Annotated in this window: 21 protein-coding genes and 1 other annotated feature; of the genes, 3 read left to right on the forward strand and 18 right to left on the reverse strand. The window is 36.6% G+C overall.

Going from position 1 to position 21,397, the window contains the following annotated elements; genetic code table 11:
* Positions 1 to 38: 38 nt before the first annotated feature.
* The 15 genes from ACN0NP_RS00415 to ACN0NP_RS00485 form a co-directional block, all read right to left on the reverse strand.
* Positions 39 to 1,571 carry a ClC family H(+)/Cl(-) exchange transporter gene (locus tag ACN0NP_RS00415; protein ID WP_423217319.1) on the reverse strand — a complete coding sequence of 511 codons (1,533 nt, stop codon included), beginning with the start codon at positions 1,569 to 1,571 and terminating at the stop codon, positions 39 to 41.
* Between the two features lie 140 nt (positions 1,572 to 1,711).
* Positions 1,712 to 2,785: an ABC transporter substrate-binding protein gene (locus tag ACN0NP_RS00420; protein ID WP_423217320.1), complete on the reverse strand. Its 1,074-nt coding sequence runs from the start codon at positions 2,783 to 2,785 to the stop codon at positions 1,712 to 1,714.
* Positions 2,778 to 3,569, reverse strand: a complete 792-nt coding sequence (locus ACN0NP_RS00425; protein WP_027968667.1) for an ABC transporter permease — start codon at positions 3,567 to 3,569, stop codon at positions 2,778 to 2,780. The genes ACN0NP_RS00420 and ACN0NP_RS00425 overlap by 8 nt, the downstream gene beginning before the upstream one ends.
* A complete protein-coding gene (locus ACN0NP_RS00430; RefSeq protein ID WP_021142407.1) occupies positions 3,566 to 4,357 on the reverse strand; it encodes an ABC transporter permease in 792 nt (263 codons plus the stop codon). Before ACN0NP_RS00430 ends, ACN0NP_RS00425 begins: the two co-directional genes overlap by 4 nt.
* Entirely contained in the window at positions 4,344 to 5,495 is a 1,152-nt protein-coding gene (locus ACN0NP_RS00435) for an ABC transporter ATP-binding protein (RefSeq protein WP_021142408.1), read from the reverse strand. The genes ACN0NP_RS00430 and ACN0NP_RS00435 overlap by 14 nt, the downstream gene beginning before the upstream one ends.
* A 27-nt stretch (positions 5,496 to 5,522) precedes the next feature.
* Entirely contained in the window at positions 5,523 to 6,425 is a 903-nt protein-coding gene (gene murB / locus ACN0NP_RS00440) for a UDP-N-acetylmuramate dehydrogenase (RefSeq protein ID WP_004232010.1), read from the reverse strand.
* Between the two features lie 175 nt (positions 6,426 to 6,600).
* The gene (gene folK, locus ACN0NP_RS00445) at positions 6,601 to 7,080 is read right to left on the reverse strand and encodes a 2-amino-4-hydroxy-6-hydroxymethyldihydropteridine diphosphokinase (RefSeq protein WP_423217321.1); all 480 of its coding nucleotides are present in this window, start codon (positions 7,078 to 7,080) and stop codon (positions 6,601 to 6,603) included.
* Positions 7,077 to 7,439, reverse strand: coding sequence for a dihydroneopterin aldolase (gene folB, locus ACN0NP_RS00450; RefSeq protein WP_039698160.1), 363 nt, complete (start codon positions 7,437 to 7,439; stop codon positions 7,077 to 7,079). The genes folK and folB overlap by 4 nt, the downstream gene beginning before the upstream one ends.
* A 59-nt stretch (positions 7,440 to 7,498) precedes the next feature.
* Entirely contained in the window at positions 7,499 to 8,299 is an 801-nt protein-coding gene (gene folP / locus ACN0NP_RS00455) for a dihydropteroate synthase (protein ID WP_423217663.1), read from the reverse strand.
* A 33-nt stretch (positions 8,300 to 8,332) separates the two neighbouring features.
* Complete coding sequence (gene folE, locus ACN0NP_RS00460; protein ID WP_423217322.1) at positions 8,333 to 8,896, reverse strand: GTP cyclohydrolase I FolE; 564 nt, start codon at positions 8,894 to 8,896, stop codon at positions 8,333 to 8,335.
* Positions 8,897 to 8,934: 38 nt separating this feature from the next.
* On the reverse strand, positions 8,935 to 10,188 hold the full coding sequence (locus ACN0NP_RS00465) for a bifunctional folylpolyglutamate synthase/dihydrofolate synthase (protein WP_423217323.1): 1,254 nt from the start codon (positions 10,186 to 10,188) through the stop codon (positions 8,935 to 8,937).
* A 179-nt stretch (positions 10,189 to 10,367) separates the two neighbouring features.
* Positions 10,368 to 12,086 (reverse strand): aminodeoxychorismate synthase component I, encoded by a 1,719-nt coding sequence (gene pabB / locus ACN0NP_RS00470; RefSeq protein WP_423217324.1) that lies wholly within the window; start codon positions 12,084 to 12,086, stop codon positions 10,368 to 10,370.
* Positions 12,087 to 12,098: 12 nt separating this feature from the next.
* Positions 12,099 to 12,983, reverse strand: coding sequence for an EamA family transporter RarD (rarD, locus tag ACN0NP_RS00475; RefSeq protein WP_423217325.1), 885 nt, complete (start codon positions 12,981 to 12,983; stop codon positions 12,099 to 12,101).
* Positions 12,970 to 13,836: a homoserine kinase gene (thrB, locus tag ACN0NP_RS00480; RefSeq protein ID WP_423217664.1), complete on the reverse strand. Its 867-nt coding sequence runs from the start codon at positions 13,834 to 13,836 to the stop codon at positions 12,970 to 12,972. The genes rarD and thrB overlap by 14 nt, the downstream gene beginning before the upstream one ends.
* Positions 13,837 to 13,890: 54 nt before the next feature.
* Positions 13,891 to 15,177 (reverse strand): homoserine dehydrogenase, encoded by a 1,287-nt coding sequence (locus ACN0NP_RS00485; protein ID WP_021142420.1) that lies wholly within the window; start codon positions 15,175 to 15,177, stop codon positions 13,891 to 13,893.
* Positions 15,178 to 15,397: 220 nt separating this feature from the next.
* On the opposite strand from ACN0NP_RS00485, the gene ACN0NP_RS00490 reads away from it, so the two are divergent.
* A complete protein-coding gene (locus ACN0NP_RS00490) occupies positions 15,398 to 16,339 on the forward strand; it encodes a polysaccharide deacetylase family protein (protein WP_423217326.1) in 942 nt (313 codons plus the stop codon).
* Positions 16,340 to 16,524: 185 nt separating this feature from the next.
* Complete coding sequence (locus ACN0NP_RS00495; protein ID WP_423217327.1) at positions 16,525 to 17,169, forward strand: TetR/AcrR family transcriptional regulator; 645 nt, start codon at positions 16,525 to 16,527, stop codon at positions 17,167 to 17,169.
* 24 nt (positions 17,170 to 17,193) lie between these two features.
* On the opposite strand, the gene ACN0NP_RS00500 is transcribed toward ACN0NP_RS00495, so the two are convergent.
* The 3 genes from ACN0NP_RS00500 to rplJ form a co-directional block, all read right to left on the reverse strand.
* Positions 17,194 to 17,520: a hypothetical protein gene (locus ACN0NP_RS00500; RefSeq protein WP_027968657.1), complete on the reverse strand. Its 327-nt coding sequence runs from the start codon at positions 17,518 to 17,520 to the stop codon at positions 17,194 to 17,196.
* Positions 17,521 to 17,681: 161 nt separating this feature from the next.
* Positions 17,682 to 18,050 carry a 50S ribosomal protein L7/L12 gene (gene rplL, locus ACN0NP_RS00505; protein WP_004232036.1) on the reverse strand — a complete coding sequence of 123 codons (369 nt, stop codon included), beginning with the start codon at positions 18,048 to 18,050 and terminating at the stop codon, positions 17,682 to 17,684.
* A gap of 68 nt (positions 18,051 to 18,118) precedes the next feature.
* Positions 18,119 to 18,622: a 50S ribosomal protein L10 gene (gene rplJ, locus ACN0NP_RS00510; RefSeq protein ID WP_021142424.1), complete on the reverse strand. Its 504-nt coding sequence runs from the start codon at positions 18,620 to 18,622 to the stop codon at positions 18,119 to 18,121.
* Between the two features lie 29 nt (positions 18,623 to 18,651).
* Positions 18,652 to 18,787 (reverse strand) — a sequence feature (ribosomal protein L10 leader region).
* 393 nt (positions 18,788 to 19,180) lie between these two features.
* On the opposite strand from rplJ, the gene ACN0NP_RS00515 reads away from it, so the two are divergent.
* Positions 19,181 to 21,289, forward strand: coding sequence for an AAA family ATPase (locus ACN0NP_RS00515; protein ID WP_423217328.1), 2,109 nt, complete (start codon positions 19,181 to 19,183; stop codon positions 21,287 to 21,289).
* Positions 21,290 to 21,397: the final 108 nt, after the last annotated feature.

The following is a 21,397-nucleotide window of genomic DNA, read 5'->3' on the forward strand; positions in this document are numbered from 1 at the left end:
AGAAAATGAAAGGGGATACAAAACTTTTGCTCAGTAATTTACATTAATAATTGACGAATTTTTCCAATTTCTGGCTCATTGACTACCAAGAAAATGGTGTCACCAGCATTGAGGACAGTATTTCCTCGTACAACCTCTGATTTTTGACGATGAATTTGGGTTGTGATTAAAACATTTTTTGGAAGAGTCAAATCACGAACACGTTTACCTGCTATTTTATCAGACACGGTTAACTCGATAAGGGTTGGTTCAATGACTTCTCGGTCTTTAGAAATTGATAGCTTGGCAAGCATTGCTTCATAGATTGGTTCACCTTTTAATAAATCCATGACAATATAAGCAACCAAAGTAACTACCGCAATTGTCATAAGTTGACGGAAATCACCAACCATTTCAGTTACCAAAATCATAGCAGTTAGCGGAGCTTTAGAAATGGCACCAAAATAGCCAGCCATGCCAAGTACAAGAAAATTAATCAAGGCTGCTGTGCTAATAAAGCCAAGCTGATTAACACCCAAACCAAAGCCGAAACCAAGAAGTGCTCCCAAAGTTAAAATTGGAAGGAAAATCCCTCCTGGTAGGCCACTAGCATAACTTAAAGCACTCCAAGTAAATCTGATAATAAAATACAAGAAAACTACTGCTAAAGTCAAATGACTAGTCGTCAAAGACGTGATTAAACCATTACCACCACCAAGAAGTTGTGGAAAAAAATAACCAACTGGGATAATCAAAACTGCTGCAAAAATGCCATAAAAATAATTCGGAATATGGCATACTTTTCCTAAGAAATCATAGACAACACCTGCATTCAACGTTACCTTTTCATAAAGATAGCCCATAGCACCTAAAAATGCTCCCAAAATCAGCAAAAGCCAATAATCTTTCAAAGGTAGGATAACAAGTTCACCAGGCATGTCAAGAACTGGTGTCAAACCAAAAATATTTAAAGAAATAAAGTTAGCAACTAAACTTGCAACCAAGGCTGATATCCAAACCAAACGAGAAAACTGGTGATAGATTTCTTCAACAACAAAGAGCAATCCTGCAATTGGAGCATTAAAGGCAGCTGAAAGTCCTGCTGCTGCACCACTAGCAATCAAAACACGCTGTTCCATACGCTGCGCTTTCAACGTTTTTGCAACACCTTTTCCTGCCATTGCTCCCAATTGAATACTAGGACCTTCACGACCTAGCATAAATCCCATTGAAATTGCCAGAGTACCACCAAGGAATTTTTTCCAAAGAACAGACCACCAATCAGGGTGAAGTAACCCTTTTAACTCACCTTCCACGTGAGGAATTCCAGAGCCTTTAATATCAGGATCAGATTTCACCAAAAATCCAATTGAGATGACTACAATAACACTTACTAGCAAAATCAAACCTAACAAAGAAGGGTTTTCATGTGATAGTTGGTAATATTTGACAACTTGAGCAAAGATTTTTGCAATCAAGAGTCTAAAAAGGCTAACCACGATTCCTGCAGTGCACCCAACTACAATTCCTCGCCAGACAAAACTCAAAATCGAGGACAAAGAAAATTCATATTCCCTACGATAACTTTCCATTTAACGCTCCTTACTAAATCTTATTAAGTACAAACTGTTATTAAAGATTTTCAAAAAATCTCTCATTACTATTTTATCAAATCTTAGTGATGATTTCGAGTTCATTAAAAAAGAGCTTGGAAATTTCCAAACTCAATTTATCATTTACGATACATTTTAAATTGTAAGTATAAATCGTTATAAATGCCAAGCCATTTTTGACCAAGATTGTCATAAACTTCTAGATGTTTAAAAGTTTCTGTTGATGGATAAAATGCCTTGTCTTTTTTAATGTCGTCAGGTAACAACTTCTTAGCCTCATTATTTGGTGTTGCATAGCCGATGTATTCAGCATTCTGCGCAGCATTTTCAGGCTTAAGCATAAAGTTAATGAAAGCGTAAGCTTCTTTAATGTGTTTTGCTGTTTTTGGAATGACAAGATTATCAAACCAAAGATTTGAACCTTCGCTCGGAACTACATAATGTAAGTGTTCATTAGAATCAAGCATTTCACTTGCTTCACCTGAGAAAGTGACACCAATCGCCGCATCACCATTAATCATATAGCCTTTCATCTCGTCGCCAACAATCGCTTTGATATTTGGTGTTAGACTATCTAATTTTTTAGATGCCGCATCAAGTTCAGTTAATGATTTTGTATTTAGGCTATAACCAAGTGTTCCAAGTCCAATTCCCATCGCTTCACGGGCACCATCAACAAGCATGATGTCATTAGCGTACTCAGACTTCCAAAGATCTGACCAGTGCTCAGGTGCATTAGCAACCATAGTATCATTGTAAACAATACCTAGCGTTCCCCAGAAATATGGAACAGAATAATCATTGTTTTTATCAAAGCTTAAGCCAAGAAATTCTTTTCCAATGTTACCCAAGCCATCAATCTTTGATTTATCAAGCTTGATAAGAAGATTTTCTTTACGCATCTTATCAATCATGTAATCAGATGGAACTGTAATGTCATAAGTTGTCCCACCTTGCTTGATTTTAGTGTACATAGATTCATTAGAATCAAAAGTCTCGTACTGAACCTCAATACCAGTTTCTTTGGTAAATTTTGTAATTAAATCAGGGTCAATGTAATCACCCCAGTTATAAATGACCAATTTATCAGACTGGCTAGAAGAACTTGACGTCCTTTGCATATAGACTGAAACACCAAACAAGACGAAAGTTACCGCAATTATTCCGAAAACAAATGAATATAGTCTACGCATCGCGAGCCTCCTTCTTATCTTGCGAGATGAAGTAATAGCCAATCACGAGCAAAATACTAAAGATAAAGACAATCGTTGAAAGTGCATTAATTTCTAGAGAGATTCCACGTCTTGCACGTGAATAAATTTCAACTGAAAGTGTTGAGAAACCATTTCCTGTGACAAAGAAAGTTACCGCAAAATCATCCAAAGAATAAGTAAATGCCATGAAGAATCCTGAAATAATTCCAGGTGTCAAATATGGCAGCATCACTTCTTTCAGCATTTGCCATGGAGTTGCTCCCAAGTCATAGGCTGCATTAATCATATCGTCATTCATTTCTTTAAGTCGTGGCAACACCATAAGCACCACAATCGGAATTGAAAACGCAATGTGACTTAGCAAAACAGTCATAAATCCTAGATTAAAATGAAAAATATCAGCCAAACGAGTGAACAGAATCAGGAAACTTGCACCAATCATAACATCAGGCGCCACCATCAAAATATTATTCAGAGATAAAATAGATTGCTGACGTTTTTGGCGTGATTGGTAAATGTAAATTGCTCCAAAAGTACCGATTGCTGTCGCTAAAATCGAACTCAAAAATGCTAGGAAAAATGTCTGAATCAAAATCAGCATCAAACGGCTATCTGCAAACATTTCTGAATAATGCTCTAAAGTAAGACCTGTGAAGCCGTTCATATCTCCACCTTGATTAAATGAATAAAAAATCAAATAAAAAATTGGGATATAAAGGATAACAAAGACCAAGGCTAAATATAGATTTGCAAATTTTTTCATTTTCGTCTCTCCTTAGTCATCCACATAATCACAAGCATTGCCATGATTAAAATTACTCCAATAGTAGAACCCATTCCCCAGTTTTGAGTTGTTAGGAAATGTTGCTCAATGGCAGTACCAAGTGTAATCACTCGGTTACCACCAATCAAACGAGTCAACATGAACAGACTTAAACTTGGAATAAAGACAGACTGAACACCACTTCTGACACCGTTTAATGACAGTGGAAAGACAACCTTTGTAAAGGTTTGAAAATTATTTCCGCCCAAGTCATGACTGGCATTAATCAAATTCTCATCAATATCATCAAGCGCATTAAAAATCGGCAAAATCATAAATGGAATTTCGATATATGATGCAACAAAGATAAATGAAAAATCAGTAAACAAGATTTGTTTTGGACCAATACCGACAAATGACAAGAATGCGTTGACACCACCTTGTTGACCAAAAATTCCCATAAAAGCGTAAGCTTTTAACAAAAGATTAATCCAAGTTGGCAAAATCACCAGCATTAACCAGAGTTGCTTATGCTTAAGCTGCGTCAAAAAATAGGCAGTCGGGTAAGAAATGACCAAAGTTACCAAAGTGATAATAGCCGCATACAAGATTGAGTTAAAACTCATTCTAAGATAAGTCCAAGAACTGAAAAAAGTCTTGTAGTTATCTAGCGTAAACTGACCTTGGATGTCAAAAAATGATTGCCACAAAATCAAAATAACTGGCGCAATGACAAACAGCAACAACCATAAAATATATGGAATGGAGAAGAAACTATTTTTCTTCATTTCGCTCCTCCTCGATTGCATGAATCAAACCATCTTCATGCTCTTCCATTTCAACATACTCTTCCAAACGAGCATCAAATTCTTCTTCTGTCTCATTTAGACGCATGATGTGAATATCTTCTGGCGTGAAATCAAGACCAATGACTTCTCCTTCAATCGCCTTGCGTGTTGAGTGAATCATCCATTCATTACCAAGTTCATCATGAGCCATAATTTCATAGTGAACACCACGGAAAAGTTGTGTATCAACTTTAACACGAAGTTTTCCTTCTTCTGGCATTGTGATTTGCAAATCTTCTGGACGAATGACAACTTCAACCGCCTCATTTGGTCGCATACCACCATCAACTGCTTCAAAGCGTTTGCCATTGAACTCTACCAAGTAATCTTCAATCATTGTTCCTGGCAAAATATTTGACTCACCAATGAAAGTCGCAACGAAATGATTGATTGGTTCATCGTAAATATCAACAGGTGTACCAGATTGGACAATCTCACCATCATTCATGACAAAAATCCAGTCAGACATAGCGAGTGCTTCTTCTTGGTCGTGAGTGACAAAAACAAAGGTAATCCCAAGGCGTTGTTGCAATTCACGAAGCTCATATTGCATCTCTGTACGAAGTTTTAAATCCAACGCTGACAAAGGTTCATCAAGCAAGACTACTCGTGGCTCATTGATAATAGCACGCGCAATAGCCACACGCTGACGCTGCCCACCAGATAATTTTTGAATTGGACGCTTCTCAAAGCCAGCCAAACGCACCATTTTAAGTGCTTCTTCTACACGACGCTCAATTTCTTTTTTGTCGACTTTTTTTAATTTTAGAGGAAAAGCGACATTTTCAAAAACATTCATATGTGGAAATAGAGCGTAATTTTGAAAAACAGTGTGGACATCACGTTTATTAATTGGAATTTCATTAATACGTTCACCATCAAGGAAGACATCACCAGTCGTTGGTTGTAAAAGACCAGCAATGATATTTAAAATGGTCGATTTACCTGAACCTGATGCACCAAGAAGGGTGTAAAACTTTCCTTCTTCAAGTTCAAAGTTAATGTCCTTTAAAACAACTGTACCGCTGTCTTCAAATACTTTTGATACATTTTTAAATGCAATAATTGGATTAGTCAATTCTCATAAAACCTCCATGGAGCTTCTTTAATCTTTTTTCTCACCGATAATTCGAACTTCTCGTTCTAAGCGAACACCTGAATTTTTCTCAACGGTATCAATAACGTAAGCAATCAAATCTTCATAATCTTGTGCTGTACCATCAGCAACATTCACCATAAATCCAGCGTGTTTCTTACTAACTTCAACACCACCGATACGGTGTCCTTTTAGATTTGCCTCAGTAATCAATTGTCCAGCAAAGTGACCAACAGGTCGTTTGAATACTGAACCACATGATGGGTATTCAAGTGGTTGTTTCAATTCACGTAAATGTGTTAAACGAGCCATTTCTTGCTCGATAAGAACATAGTCACCTGGTTTAAGGGCAAATTTTGCTGAAATAACAATATCACCACTGTCTTGAACTGCAGAATGACGGTAACCAAACTTCATGTCACGTGCTTCAATTGTCTTAACTTTTCCTTCTTTTGTAAGCACTTGTGCAGAAACTAAGACATGTGAAATTTCACCACCGTAAGCTCCTGCATTCATGAAAACAGCACCACCGACACTACCTGGAATACCACAAGCAAATTCAAAGCCTGTTAAACTGTGGTATTTAGCAATACGTGTTGTTTCTGCTAAGTTTGCACCTGCTTCTGCTTCAATAACATAACCGTTAACAGTAACGGTATTTAATTTATCAAACATGATGACAAAACCACGAATACCACCATCTCGAACAATAATATTACTTGCATTACCAAGTACCATCCATGGAATGTCATTTTTATTAGCGAATTCGACGATACGAACCAATTCATAACGATTACGTGGAAAAGCGAGATAGTCTGCTGGACCTCCCACTTTTGTAAACGTATATTTTTTTAAAGGTTCATTAACGCGAATATCAATTCCTTTTAGTTCATCATTTAAAAATTCTAACATTTTCTTCCAACTCTAAAACTATTTAATCAAAATCGTAGTTATCTTTTGATTAAAATCAACTAATTCATCTAAAAAATTAATTAGCTCATTTATGATCAAATGATTGTATCGACTACTAAAAAATCGGCATAAAGCCGACCTTAATTATAACAAAAAAATCAGCTTTTGACGATATTTAAGACTGAAGTTTTCGCACTTCTTCAAGATTTAATTTTTTTAAATAAGACGTAATAGATTTGCCACAAATGTCAAGTGACGGTGCAATATCATGCAAAGGCACCAAAACAAAGGCACGTTCTGTCATATAAGGGTGCGGAACTTTCAAATTTTCTTCATTAATAAGGTCATCACCATACAAAAGAATATCAATATCAATTGTTCTTGGTCCCCAATGTTCATGACGAACACGGTCTAAATCTTTCTCAATTTGTTGACAATTCACTAGCAACTCTTGTGCAGGTAAACTAGTTTCCAACTCACAGCACAGATTTAAAAAATCATCTTGGTCTGTTTTACCCCAGGCCGCTGTTTCATAAAATGGTGAAATAGACACTACCTGAGTTTTTGGCAATTGGTTTAGCTTATTAAGAGCAGATTCTAAATATGCCTTTTTATCACCAATATTACTACCAAGACTTAAAAATACTTTTGTCATTGACGCTCCCGTTCTAACTCAATGCCAACTGAGTCGTAATGTCCATTAATTGGCGGATTTTCTTTTGAAATTCTGATTTTAATGGCTTGAACAGCAGGAAATTGTTCAAAAATATCTTGGCAGATTGCACCGCCTAAGCGTTCAATTAAAATATATTTATGTTCTTCGACTTGTCTTTTAATTGCTTCAAAAACTAAACCATAATGAACAGTATCTTCTAAACAGTCACTTTGCGAAGCCTTTTGTAAATCAACAGACAAGGTGCAGTCAACGACAAAAATTTGACCTAATGTCTGTTCTTCTTTGAAGGCACCGTGATAACCATAAAATCGGCAACCTTGCAGATAAATTTTATCCATATATCTTTATACAACAAAGAAGCTTTGCCATATAGCAAAGACAACTTTTATTACTCCTTTCAAGCGAGTTGACTAATGACATTAACAATATCTCGGTTAGCTTCCACGTTATGCACACGAACAATTTGACAACCTTTTGTAATTGCCCATGCAGATAACGCTGCTGTACCCATATCACGCTCAGTAGCTTTTGTTCCACCACCGAGCAAAAAGTCAACTGTGCGTTTACGTGAAATACCAAAAAGAACTGGGTATCCTAATTGACAAACGGCATCTAAACCTTTCAACAGTTCAATATTTTGTGCTTCATTTTTAGCAAAGCCAAAACCTGGATCAATCCAGATATTTTCTTTAGCAACGCCAGATGCTAAAGCTGCATTTGCTCTTTCTTTCAAGAATTCACAGACTTCTCTAGTGATATTGTCGTATTTTTCTTCTTCCTGGTTGTGCATTAAAATAATCGGAACATTCTTTTCGGCAGCAAGCGCTAGCATTTCGCCATCATAAAGACCTGCCCAAACATCATTTAAAATGTCTGCGCCAGCCTCCAAGGCAGCACGAGCTGTTTGAGTTTTATAAGTATCAATACTCACTAGCACATCAAATTTTTCTTTGAGAGCTTTGATGACTGGAACAACACGTTTTATTTCTTCTTCAGCATCGACAAAAGTGTACCCTGGGCGTGTTGATTCTCCGCCAACATCGATGATTTTAGCACCTTGTGCAATCATTTTTTCTGCTTGATTAAGCGCTTTTTCAACAGATGTATAAGAACCACCATCTGAAAATGAATCAGGAGTGACATTTAAGACACCCATGATGCATGCTTTTCCAGCAACACTATGCTTACCAATTTTCATCATTCTCTCCTTTTACCAGTGCTTAACTAGCTATTATTTCCCTAAAATAAGTAACAAAATTTCTTTTCGTTCTTCACGATTTTCTTTAAAAATACCACGAGCAACTGTTGTTACAGTCTTACTACCTGGCTTTTTAATACCGCGCATTGTCATGCACATGTGCTCTGCTTCTACCATCACAAAAACACCTTTTGGATGAAGTGCTTCTTCGAGGGCAGTCGCTACTTGATCAGTTAAGCGTTCTTGCAATTGTGGACGTTTACTTGCCACTTCAACAGCACGCGCTAATTTGCTAAGACCAGTTACGCGACCATCACTTGGCAAATAAGCAACATGCGCTTTTCCGTAAAAAGGAACTAAGTGGTGCTCACACATTGAATAAAAAGGAATATCCTTCACAAGCACAACCTCGTCATGATTTTCAGAAAAAACTGCTGTAAATTGATCTTTTGGATCTTCGTTTAAGCCTGAAAACATCTCTTGATACATCTTTGCAACACGTTTAGGAGTGTCAAGCAATCCTTCACGTTCAGGGTTTTCACCCAGTGCTTCTAAAAGTTGATATACTGCTGCTTCAAGTTTTTCTTGATTTGCCATTATCTTTTCCAATCTTTTTATATTTTTTCTATTATAGCTTAATTTTCCTGTCTTGACAAAAGTACGGGACGTACTTGTGAAATAAAATAAAGTGAACCTGTAATTAAATAAAAGTCTTCTTGACTATTTAGGTTAATCTTATCAATCCACTCTTTCCAATTAGCAACTTTATGGTAGTTGCTTGGGTATTTTTCAAGTGGTAGTGAATTGTGATAAACAAAAGTTGTCACATCAACATCAGCTAGTTGGCTGAGCAATTCCAACATGGAATCAATAGGTTTGGTATCAATTGCTGCAAACAAAATGTGAAGATTTTTATCTTTGTATTTTTGCATCACATCAACCAAAGCTTTGACGCTCTCATTATTATGCGCACCATCAATCATAACATTTGGAAACATGAGTTCAGTACGTCCAACCCAATGTGTCTCCTCAAGGCCTTTTCTAATAATATCATTAGTTACTTTTGGATAATCCTTTTTCAACAACAAAGCGGCTGTAATTGTTAAGCTAGCATTACTAACTTGATGTTTTCCAGGCATTGAAAGTTTCACATTTTTAAGATTTTCAAGGCCTTGATAATCAAAACCGTTTTCATTTTCTTGAGCATAAAAATCTTTTGAAAACTCAAACAGACGGCTATCACAATCATGTGCTTTATTGACAAAAACGTGACGAACATCTTCTCGTTCAGTCGCAAAAATAAACGGCACTTGCTCTTTTAGAACGCCAACTTTTTGCGCAGCGATTTCTGCATAAGTCTGTCCCAAAACATTTTGGTGATCTAATCCAATCGATGGGCAAACCACTGCTAAAGCTTTGAAAACATTTGTCGAATCATAAAGTCCACCCATTCCTGCTTCAATGATTGCAATATCAACTGGATGCATGTGACCAAAATATTCAAACATCAACACAGTAATTACTTCAAATTCTGTTGCTGGTTCTAAATCAGTTTCGACTGACAAACGCTCAACAACAGGACGAACACGTTCGACCAAGTCAAGAAAATCAGTTTCTGAAATCATTTGACCATTTAGACTGATACGTTCACGAAAATCAACGATGTAAGGTGATGTAAACGTTCCAACTTCGTACCCAGCTGATGAAAAAATATGCTGTAAATAACTTGTGACAGAACCTTTGCCGTTTGTCCCAACAACGTGGACAGCTGCTAAATTTTTTTGAGGATTTCCAAGTTCTTCTAGCATCCATGCCATTCGTTCTAAACCAGGTTTAATTCCAAATTTTAACTTGCCATGAATCCAATCCAAAGCTTCTTGATAATTCATTAATGAATGTCCTACTATGACCAAAAGTTGCTGACATTAAAAATAAGATTGAGACATTTACCTCGAAATCTTTCAATGATAAGCTTTTAGCGCATATACCTTTCTCTTATAAAATTACAATAACACTTCTATTATAGCACAAGGAAAGTCGATAGAAACGATTTCTAAAAGAAGCTTTGCTATTTATTCAAAGTGATTTCATAAACGCCACGAACACTATTACAAGCATAAATGTGACTAGCTTTCTTTAAATCATCTTTTGTCAAATATGCTTCAAACACGCGACCTTCCTTAATTAATTTTTGCCTGCAAATGCCATCTAAAATACCCACATCAACCGAGGGCGTATACCATTTCCCATCAATTTCTAAAATGAGATTACCAATAGTCGTTTCCTGCAGATAACCCTTATTAGAAATAAAGATAGACTCACCAGATAAACTTTGTAAATGCGGACGATAGGTCGTCTTAAAATAAGTAAACGGACCGTCAATTGACTCACTGCGATGAACCAGCTCAGCTTTCAGATAATTTTCTGGCAGGTCTCTAAGTTCTGCTAGCTGGAACTGAATAGCACCAGTTTGCTTCACTAAAATTCGCAAACGATAGTCAGCATCATCTAACTCCTCAAGCTTCTTAGACAGTTTTGCTAAAAAATCTTCTTTTGAGAACGGGTAAGCAAAATACCTTGCCGACTCTTTTAAACGCTTGATGTGTTCGTCTAAATCCACCACTTGCTTACGAGATACCCTAGCGGTTGTGAGTATGTCAAAGTCAGGTTGATTGCGATATAAAACCGCAGCCTTATCACAAGCCTCTTTATACTCATCATCGCAGGCACTCCCCCAAGTAATGCCGCCACCAGCACCATAAATAGCCTGATTACCTAGTTTTTGAATGGTACGGATACCGACATTAAAGATAGCATCTCCATTCGGCAGACAAATCCCAATCGTCCCACAATAAACGCCTCGAGGTTGCTTTTCTAGCTGATTGATAATCGCCATTGTCGCAATCTTTGGAGCTCCGGTAATTGACCCACAGGGAAAAAGGGCAGAAAAAATATCTAAAAGACTTTTATCTGATTGCAACTGACTTTCAATGGTTGAGGTCATTTGCCAAACCGTTGAGTATTGTTCAACCTCACAAAGTTTTGTTACCTTAACGCTACCGATTTCTGAAATGCGTCCCATATCATTACGTAACAAATCAACAATCATCATGTTTTCAGCACGATTTTTACTATCATTTGCCAGCCAGATTTTATTTTCCAAATCTTCTTTAGTGCTGTAACCGCGAGTAATCGTTCCCTTCATCGGACGCGTTATCAAACGATTTCCTTTTTTCTTAAAAAACAGCTCTGGACTAACAGACAAAATAGCAAAATCATCATGTTCGATATAGCAATTGTAAGCTGCTTCTTGAGCAATGACTAAGTGATTATATAAAGTAAAAGCATCTTCCTCAAGCAGACTAGATAACTGCAAAGTGTAGTTAACTTGGTAGGTATTTCCTTGCCTAATTTCTTCTTTAATCCTAGCAATAGCTTTCACATAATCGCCTTTACTCGTTCTTGATTGCCATGATTTTGGCAATTGAATATTTTTTTGAGATTGACACGGGAAAGGCTCTTTTTTAACTTCTTGATGAACCGTAAAATAAGCCAAATACTCACCTGAAAGCGGACGAGTCTTAACTGAAAACTTATCGTCAAAGGCTTGGGCAGCTTCATAACTCACATAACCAATGACATAATATCCTTGCATTTGGTAATTCTCTACCTCTTGCAAAATGGTTTTAACATCCTTTGCTGACTTAGCAGAAAGCTCAATCAAGGGATTTTCAAAAATCAAACGTTGCCCTAATTCCTTAAAATCAACAACAGTTTTTTTGTGCATGTTAGCTCCAAACTACTTATTTTTACGCATCACAATAACTTGTCCTAAAATAAAGACAGCAATGGCAATCCAGATAAAGATAAATCCTTTTAATTGTCCTACAGCTATTGTTTCTTTAAAAATAAGAACCGCAATAATCAACTGAATCGTCGGGTTAATGTATTGGATAAACCCAATAATATTTAAAGGTGCTCGCTTAACGGCCTCTGCAAATAAAAGCAAAGGAATTGCCGTCACCACACCAGAAATTACCAACAAAACATTTTCCAGTAAAGTATAATCAAGCATACTTTCCTTACTAAAAGCTACCAAATAAATGATGACAAAAGGCAAAACCAGACTACTTTCAACCAGCATAGCAACATCACTTGAGAGTCGAACATTTTTCTTAACCAAGCCATATAAGCCAAAAGATAAGGCTAAAACAATCGAAACTAGTGGCACTTGACCTGTGTCAAAAGCAAGCATTCCAACTCCAAATCCTGCAATAGCAATTGCTAAAAGCATCCAAGAACTTAAACTTTCGTGCAAGAAAATCACAGCAAGTAAAATGGAAACAAGCGGCATAATATAATAACCAAAACTCGCCTGAGTTGCTTGACCATGTGCCACTGCAAAGATGTAAGTCAGCCAGTTAATAGCAATCAAAAAGCTCGCCAAAATCATCATAAATGACTTCTTCTTATCAGCTATCAAACTACCAATCTCACTCTGATACCGCTTGTAATTTCTGGATAACAGCATGTAAAGCAACATGGTAATAACTGTGAAAATGATACGATAAGAAAAGGTGTTATATGAACTAACACCTGAAAGTATTTTCCAATAAAGGGACAAAAAGCCCCACAAAATGTATGTTACTAAACCAAGTAGAAAACCTAAATTAGTCTTTTTCAACAAAAACTCCTTTAGTATCTACATATAGAGCAACTACCTCACCGTCCAAGCCAAGTGATTGAACAGCCTCTAGAACTTTGCTTTCTTGCTCTTTTGGCGTCAAAACCATCACTGTTGGACCAGCACCAGAAAGATAAGTCGCATAAGCACCAGCTTGATGCGCTTTTTCTTTAATCTGAGCAAATTCTTTTACTAATTTTTGACGGAAACGTTCATGGAAAAGGTCAGCTTCAATCGCTTTTCCAGCTTTTTTCAAATCTCCTGTCAAAAGAGCTGCAATAGCAACATTGGCAATTGATGACGCTGCTACAGCTTCTTTATACGATAGCTCATGAGGCAACACATTGCGACTATCACTGGTTTTCAATTCATAATTTGGAATGAAAGCAACAAATGACGCTTCTGGAAATGGTGCAACAATGCTGCTGACTTTTCCTTCGACATACGATGAAACGACAAGGTTACCAAAAATCGCTGGCGCAACATTATCAGGATGCCCTTCAATTTTAGTGGCTAAAGTTAACTTTTCATCATCAGACAAATTCAAATCTGCTAATTGATTAGCTAACTCAATCCCCACTACAATAACTGAAGATGAAGACCCTAATCCTCGCGCTAACGGGATATCAGAAATCATCTTGATACGATGAGGAATGAGGTCTTCTTTTACTTGCAATGCTGTTGCAACCAAAAGATTTTTTTTATCACTAGGCACATCCCCTAAGTCATGTAAAACTTCCCATTTATCAGCAGGTTCAAGCACTTCAATTGTAAGGTACTTAGAAACTGCTACACCAACTGAATCAAACCCAGGTCCAATGTTAGCAGATGTCGCTGGTACAGTTATTTTCATATCTCTATCAATGCTCATTTTACATGAGCTTTCCTTTCATTTACTAAGTAATTCTTATTCGCCCAAAACTTTAAGTGTATTTAATACTTTGAAATCTTTTTCAGCTTCAAGTTTTTCAGTAACTGCTGCCAATTGTGTCTTACTCATTGAGTGAGTGATAATGACAACACGTGCACGTGTTCCATTTGCTTTTTGCTGAAGCACTTGTTCAAATGAAATGTTTTCAGAGTTAAAAATTTCAGCTAAGCGAAGCAATTGACCTTTTTTGTCTGGCGTATTAATTGCAAAATAATAATGACTTGTCACATCTGATGGATTTGCCATTTTTGTCTCACGAGCAAATTCATTGAAAGGTTTGCCGACATTTCCATCTTTGATACGGCGACAAATGCGGATAATATCCGCTGTAACTGAAGTAGCGGTTGGTTTTTGACCAGCACCTGGTCCGTAGTACATTGATTCACCAATACCGATTGACTCAACAAAAACGGCATTCATCACATCGTTTACACTAGCAAGTGGGTGTGATTTAGGCAAGAATGTTGGAGAAACCTCAGCTGAGATACCAGACTCAACTTCACGAATATCACCAACAAGCTTAATGACATAGCCAAGTTTTTGTGCAACCGCAACATCATCTGGTGTGATTGTAGTAATCCCTTTGTGAGCAACATCATCAAAATCAATTGTCATACCAAAACCAAATTGACTCAAGATAACTGCTTTATAGGCTGCATCAATACCTTCAACGTCATTTGTTGGGTCACTTTCAGCGTAGCCAAGTTCTTGAGCTGTCTTAAGAGCATCATCGTAAGTCCAACCTTCATCAACCATTTTAGTCATCATGAAGTTTGAAGTACCATTGAGAACACCCAAAATACGAGTGACTTTATCAGAAGTGAGTGAGTTAGCTAGAGTACGAAGAATTGGAATACCGCCAGCAACTGCTGCTTCATAATAGAAAGCAACACCCTTGTCTTTTGCAAGAGCAATCAATTCTTTACCGTGAGTCGCAATCAAATCTTTGTTAGCAGAAACAACGTTTTTCCCAGCTTCAAGCGCTTTTGTAATGAATGTACGAGCTGGTTCAATACGTCCCATTAACTCGATAACAATGTCAATAGTTTCATCACTCAAAATCTCATCAACATTTGTAACAAAATTATAGTCGTTCCCAGCAGCCAACAAACGATTCTTTTCATCATCGTCTTTAACGAGAACTTTTGCGATTTCAATGGTATCATGAGCTGCTTCTGTAATTTTTGTTTGATTTTCTTTCAAAAGAAAAGGAACACCACTAGCAACCGTACCAAAACCGAGCAAAGCAATTTTTATTGACATCTTATTCTCCTTAGTAAGTAATTTTGAATAGAAAAGCGGTCCCGAAAACCAACAATCCTAAGTATAAAAACATTTTCTACATTATACCACAAAATTATTCAGAATTTACAGAAAATATAACAAACTATGAAAATCTTTTTCTAATTTAAGGTAAATTCTTTATTTTACTTTCAAAAAACAGTACAATAGAAGAAAGATTTTATTTTTGGGAGAGATTTTTATGAAAAAACGTTACAAGCACGAAAAGAATTCAAAAAAGCCTTTGGCAATTATTAATATCATTCTTTTATTAGCTTGTATTATCGCTAGTGTTTTCCTTTTCTTTGTCTTAAGGAATAATCACTTGATTTTATCAAATGAAAAAACAGAACACGTTGTGCAGAAAAAAGCAAAACAATCAAGCGCCACTTCTTCTAGCAGCTCTTCTCAAGCAGATCAAAGCATTGAAAAGACTGAAGAAGTTAATTGGGTTCAACAAGACTCAGATGTTTCTCTTCCAATTTTAATGTATCACGCTATTCATGAAATGGCACCTGAAGAAGAATCTAATGCTAACCTTATCGTTAACCCGGCGACATTTGAAAGTCATATTCAGCGTCTATCTGAAGAAGGTTACTATTTCTTAACCCCAGAAGAAGCTTACAAAGTCTTGACTGAAAATGTTTTACCGAATGGAAATTCAAAAATCATTTGGTTAACTTTCGACGACAGCTTATGGGATTTTTACACCAACGCTTATCCAATTTTAAAAAAATATCAGGCAAAAGGCACAAATAATGTCATCACAAGTACTGTCGGTGATAATGGAAACTTAACTCTTGATCAAATGTTAGAAATGAAAGAACAAGGAATGTCTTTCCAAAGTCATACTTCTACTCACCCTGATTTGTCAGCAAGCGATGATGACACTCAGAAATCTGAAATGGAAGATGCTAAAACGTACCTTGATAACAATTTATCACAAGACACGATGGCAATCGCCTATCCTGCAGGACGCTATTCAGATACAACACTTCAACTAGCTAGTAACCTCAACTACAAGATTGGTGTCACTACTAACGAAGGAATTGCAAACAAAGAAGATGGCCTTCTATCATTGGATCGCGTACGAATTTTACCAGAAACCACTGCTGATAGTCTCATAGCAAGCATCAGCCAGTAAAAGGAGCCCCATTCGGGTTCTTTTTTTGTCTTCAATTTTCTCCAATATTAAATTTTAGTCAATATCCTATTCAAGAATATCTACCTATAATTTCAAATAACTATATTCCCAGAAAACATTTTTCTACCAACTTTTTGTGCTTATTTCTCTTTGAAGTGCTATAATAGTTCTGTTCGTTACATAAAATGAAAGTAGTTGATAGCATGGTATGTAAAAAATGTGGTAAATTACAACAAATAAAAGATACAAAGAACAGACTTTTTCTCGCTTTTATCTGTCTTATGAGAAATGAAAAATACGAAAACATCACAATCAAAGATATCCTTGAATACGCTGAAGTTTCTAGAAGAACATTTTACAGGCACTTTAAAAATAAAGATGATCTCTTAAATGATTATTTTGAAAAAATTATTAACGATTATTTAGACGAGCGTAAAAAATTTGCACAATCAGAGAGCTTCGAAAAAATGTTAGAAGGCTCTTTTAACTTTTGGTACAAACAACGTGAGGTTCTATCAATTATAATGAAACATCAGAAACCTGAGCTTTTATTTCACCAAATGAAAAAATACTCAAAGGAAATCTACGATAGTATCACTCTTCCTTGGTTTGCTTACGACGGAGATGTTACTAAAATAAATTATGCCATGTCATTTATCATCGGTGGTTATTACAGTGTACTATGTAATTGGTTAGTAAAAGACGAACCTGAAGATCCTAGTGTTATTGCCATCGAAGTTAAGAAAATGGTTATAAAACTTACCAAATTTTTCGACCTAGATGTTGAGCAGAACTCACAAGATTCAAGTGAAATCAAAAAAGCTTTGTAATAATTTCAAAGCTTTTTATTTTTTTTATAGAAATTTTTGGAATATCACAAGGATAAAAATCAAAATCATTACAGAATAACTCTGAATAAATTTTTTCTCGGTTTCAAGCAAAATGGGAAACTCTCTCAAATTAGCCTTTTTTCGATACCATTTTGACCAGAGTATACTGACTTCGCCAATAATGATTGTGATAAAAGAAAAAAGAAAGAGAGAATCTTTATGAGGATAGCTATAAAACGTTCCTTCTTTAAATTGATTTAAAGTTGAGCTTGGCGAAAGAAAAAAGAAAACTAACGTCATAAGAAAAAATATGAGGTACAAAATTCTAACATATAAGGCCATTTTTTTCATAAAACTGCGCTCCTACTACATTCTCAACCACAATCATAGTCTTTAAAATGGAAATTGTCAATGTATCTTACGATTTTGTCTTTTCAAAACTATAAAAAAACCGCTAGTCCTAAGACCAGCGGTTTTATCAGCTTTATTAAGCTACTTGAGTAATAACTCTATTATTTAAGAGTGATTGAAGCTCCAGCTTCTTCAAGTTTAGCTTTGATTTCTTCAGCTTCTGCAGTAGCAACGCCTTCTTTAACGTTAGCAGGTGCACCATCAACAAGAGCTTTAGCTTCTTTAAGACCAAGACCTGTAACTTCACGTACAGCTTTGATAACAGCAACTTTTTTGTCACCAGCTGAAGTCAATTCAACGTCAAATGAGTCTTTAGCAGCACCAGCGTCTGCAGCACCAGCAGCAGCTACAGCTACAGGAGCAGCTGCAGTTACACCAAATTCTTCTTCGATAGCTTTTACAAGATCGTTCAATTCAAGGATTGAAGCTTCTTTAATTTCAGCAATAATGTTTTCAATGTTCAATGCCATTGTAGATTCCTCCAAAAATATTAATGTTTTATTAGATAAATGTTTGTAGCGCTAGGCTACCATACGCATTAAGCAGCGTCGTCTTCTTTGTTGTCTGCAACTGCTTTGACAGCAAGTGCAACGTTGCGAACTGGCGCTTGAAGAACAGAAAGGAGCATAGAAAGAAGTCCTTCGCGGCTTGGCAATGATGCAAGGGCAACAATTTCTTCTTTAGAAGATACAGCGCCTTCAATTGCTCCACCTTTGATTTCAAGTGCTTCAGCATCTTTAGCAAAGTCGTTAATAACTTTTGCTGGTGCAACAACATCTTCGTTAGAAAATGCTACTGCAGATGGTCCTACGAAAAGATCTTTCATTCCGTCAAGACCTGCTTTTTCAGCTGCACGAGTCAAGATTGAATTTTTGATAACTTTAAATTCAACACCGTTTTCGCGAAGATTACGACGAAGAACTGTATCTTGTTCAACTGTAAGACCACGTGAATCAACAACAACGATAGATGCAGCAGCTTTCATTTTTTCAGCAACAGCATCAACTTGTTCAGCTTTTTTAGCAATAATTGCTTCACTCATTAGTTTTTACCTCCGTTATTATTTTTGGGCTAGGTACAAAAAAATTCGCACCTAAACCTAGACACGAAAGTACAAATACGTTATTTCATCATTACGTTTTGTGCCTCGGCAGGAATATTATGAGCACTGCTCCCCTGCTGTCTTAGGTCAGTTTCATTACAAAACCTCATTTATTATAACTTACATTTTTGACTCTGTCAACACTTTTTTATTATTTTTTTCAAAATTAATTACTTTTTATTGTTTCTACTATTAAATTATTTTATAATTCTTCTTTTATGATGACTGTTTTTTGCACCATTTCAGATTATAGTATCACAATTATAATTTATAAAACGCTATCTAAGAAAAATAATCATATTTTCTGCGCATAAATCTTTGACTTTTACTGACCAATGAGTTATTATATCCTCAGAAGGTGATTGATAGGAACAATCAAAGATTTCTTTAAATACGACCTCTCTACTCTGATATGTAAAGACTAAAGAACTCCTACCTTCTATCAAATCGTATCATTTTGATTTGATTAAATTTCACAAATAAAGCGAGGTAATTAATATGGCAAACAATCAATTTTATGGAAGAGATCCTTTTGGAAACATGGATGACATTTTCAACCAACTTATGGGAAATATGGGAGGATATAACACAGAGAACAAACGTTATTTGATTAACGGACGTGAAGTTACTCCTGAGGAATTTGCTCAATATCGTCAAACCGGTAAACTTCCTGGAAATGCTGAATACCAAGAAGGAGCTCCTACTTCTGCTCCAAAAGAAGGTGGTATCTTGGCTAAACTAGGAACTAACTTAACTGAACGTGCTCGTAATAATGAACTTGACCCAGTTATCGGACGTAACAAAGAAATCCAAGAAACTGCTGAAATCTTGTCACGTCGTACAAAAAATAACCCAGTTCTAGTCGGAGATGCTGGTGTCGGTAAGACTGCTGTCGTTGAAGGGTTAGCGCAAGCTATTGTTAATGGTGATGTTCCTGCTGCTATCAAGAATAAAGAAATCATCTCAATTGATATCTCAGGGCTTGAAGCTGGTACACAATACCGCGGTGCTTTCGAAGAAAACATCCAAAACATGATTAAAGAAGTTAAAGATGCAGGTAATATCATCCTCTTCTTCGACGAAATCCATCAAATTCTTGGTGCTGGCTCAACTGGAGGTGACTCTGGTTCTAAAGGTTTAGCAGATATCCTAAAACCAGCCCTTTCTCGTGGTGAATTGACTGTTATTGGTGCAACTACTCAAGATGAATACCGCAATACTATTTTGAAAAATGCTGCGCTAGCTCGTCGTTTCAATGAAGTAAAAGTAAACGCACCTTCTGCCCAAGACAGTTTCAACATCTTGATGGGAATTCGTGACCTTTACGAAAAACACCACAACGTCATTCTTCCAGATAATGTTTTGAAAGCTGCTGTTGATTTTTCAATTCAATACATCCCACAACGTAGCCTTCCTGATAAAGCAATCGACTTAATTGATATGACTGCTGCTCACTTGGCTGCGCAACATCCTGTGACTGATGTCAAATCTTTAGAAAAAGAAATTGCAGAACAAAAAGAAAAACAAGAAGCTGCCGCTGCAAAAGAAGATTACGAAGCTGCGCTTAATGCTAAAGTTCGTATCGAAGAATTGCAAAAACAAATCGACAATCACACAGAAGATAAAAAAGTCACTGCAACTGTTAACGACGTGGCTGAATCCGTTGAACGTTTGACTGGTGTGCCTGTTTCAAATATGGGAGCTTCAGATATTGAACGTTTGAAAGAATTGGCTAGCCGTTTGAAAGGTAAAGTCATCGGTCAAGACGAAGCTGTTGAAGCTGTTGCACGCGCCATCCGTCGTAACCGTGCTGGTTTTGACGAAGGTAACCGCCCAATCGGTAGTTTCCTATTTGTCGGACCAACTGGTGTCGGTAAAACAGAACTTGCTAAACAATTGGCACTTGATATGTTTGGCTCAAAAGATGCCATTATCCGTCTAGATATGTCCGAGTACTCTGATCGCACAGCTGTATCTAAATTAATCGGTACTACAGCCGGTTACGTTGGTTACGATGACAATAACAACACACTTACTGAACGTGTTCGTCGTAACCCTTACTCAATCGTCCTTCTTGATGAAATTGAAAAAGCTGACCCCCAAGTTATCACACTTCTTCTCCAAGTTTTGGATGATGGTCGTTTGACAGATGGTCAAGGTAATACTATCAACTTCAAGAACACTGTCATCATTGCAACTTCAAATGCTGGATTTGGTAATGAAGCCTTGACAGGTCAAGAAGACAAAGATGTGAAGATTATGGATCGTATCGCTCCATACTTCCGTCCTGAATTCCTCAACCGTTTCAACGGTATCATTGAATTCTCACACTTGACTAAAGATGACTTGAACGAAATTGTTGACTTGATGTTAACTGAAGTTAGCAAGACTATTGCTAAAAAAGGTATTGACTTGGTTGTTAGCGACGATGCTAAGAAACATCTTATCGAAGAAGGATACGATGAAGCAATGGGTGTTCGACCACTCCGCCGTGTTATCGAACAAGAAATCCGTGATAAAATCACTGACTTCTACCTTGATCACACTGATGTTAAACACCTTAAAGCTGATATGGTTGACGGAGAACTCATCATCAGCGAAAAATAAATGTAATCTTACTCCTATTTCTAAGCACTCCTTACATAGCTCAACTCAGACTAATGAGTTGAGCTTTTTTATTGTAATCGCAAAAATTTCACAAATCCATCAATGAAT

The organism is Streptococcus equinus (genome assembly GCF_049393805.1).
GTDB classification, from domain to species: domain Bacteria; phylum Bacillota; class Bacilli; order Lactobacillales; family Streptococcaceae; genus Streptococcus; species Streptococcus equinus.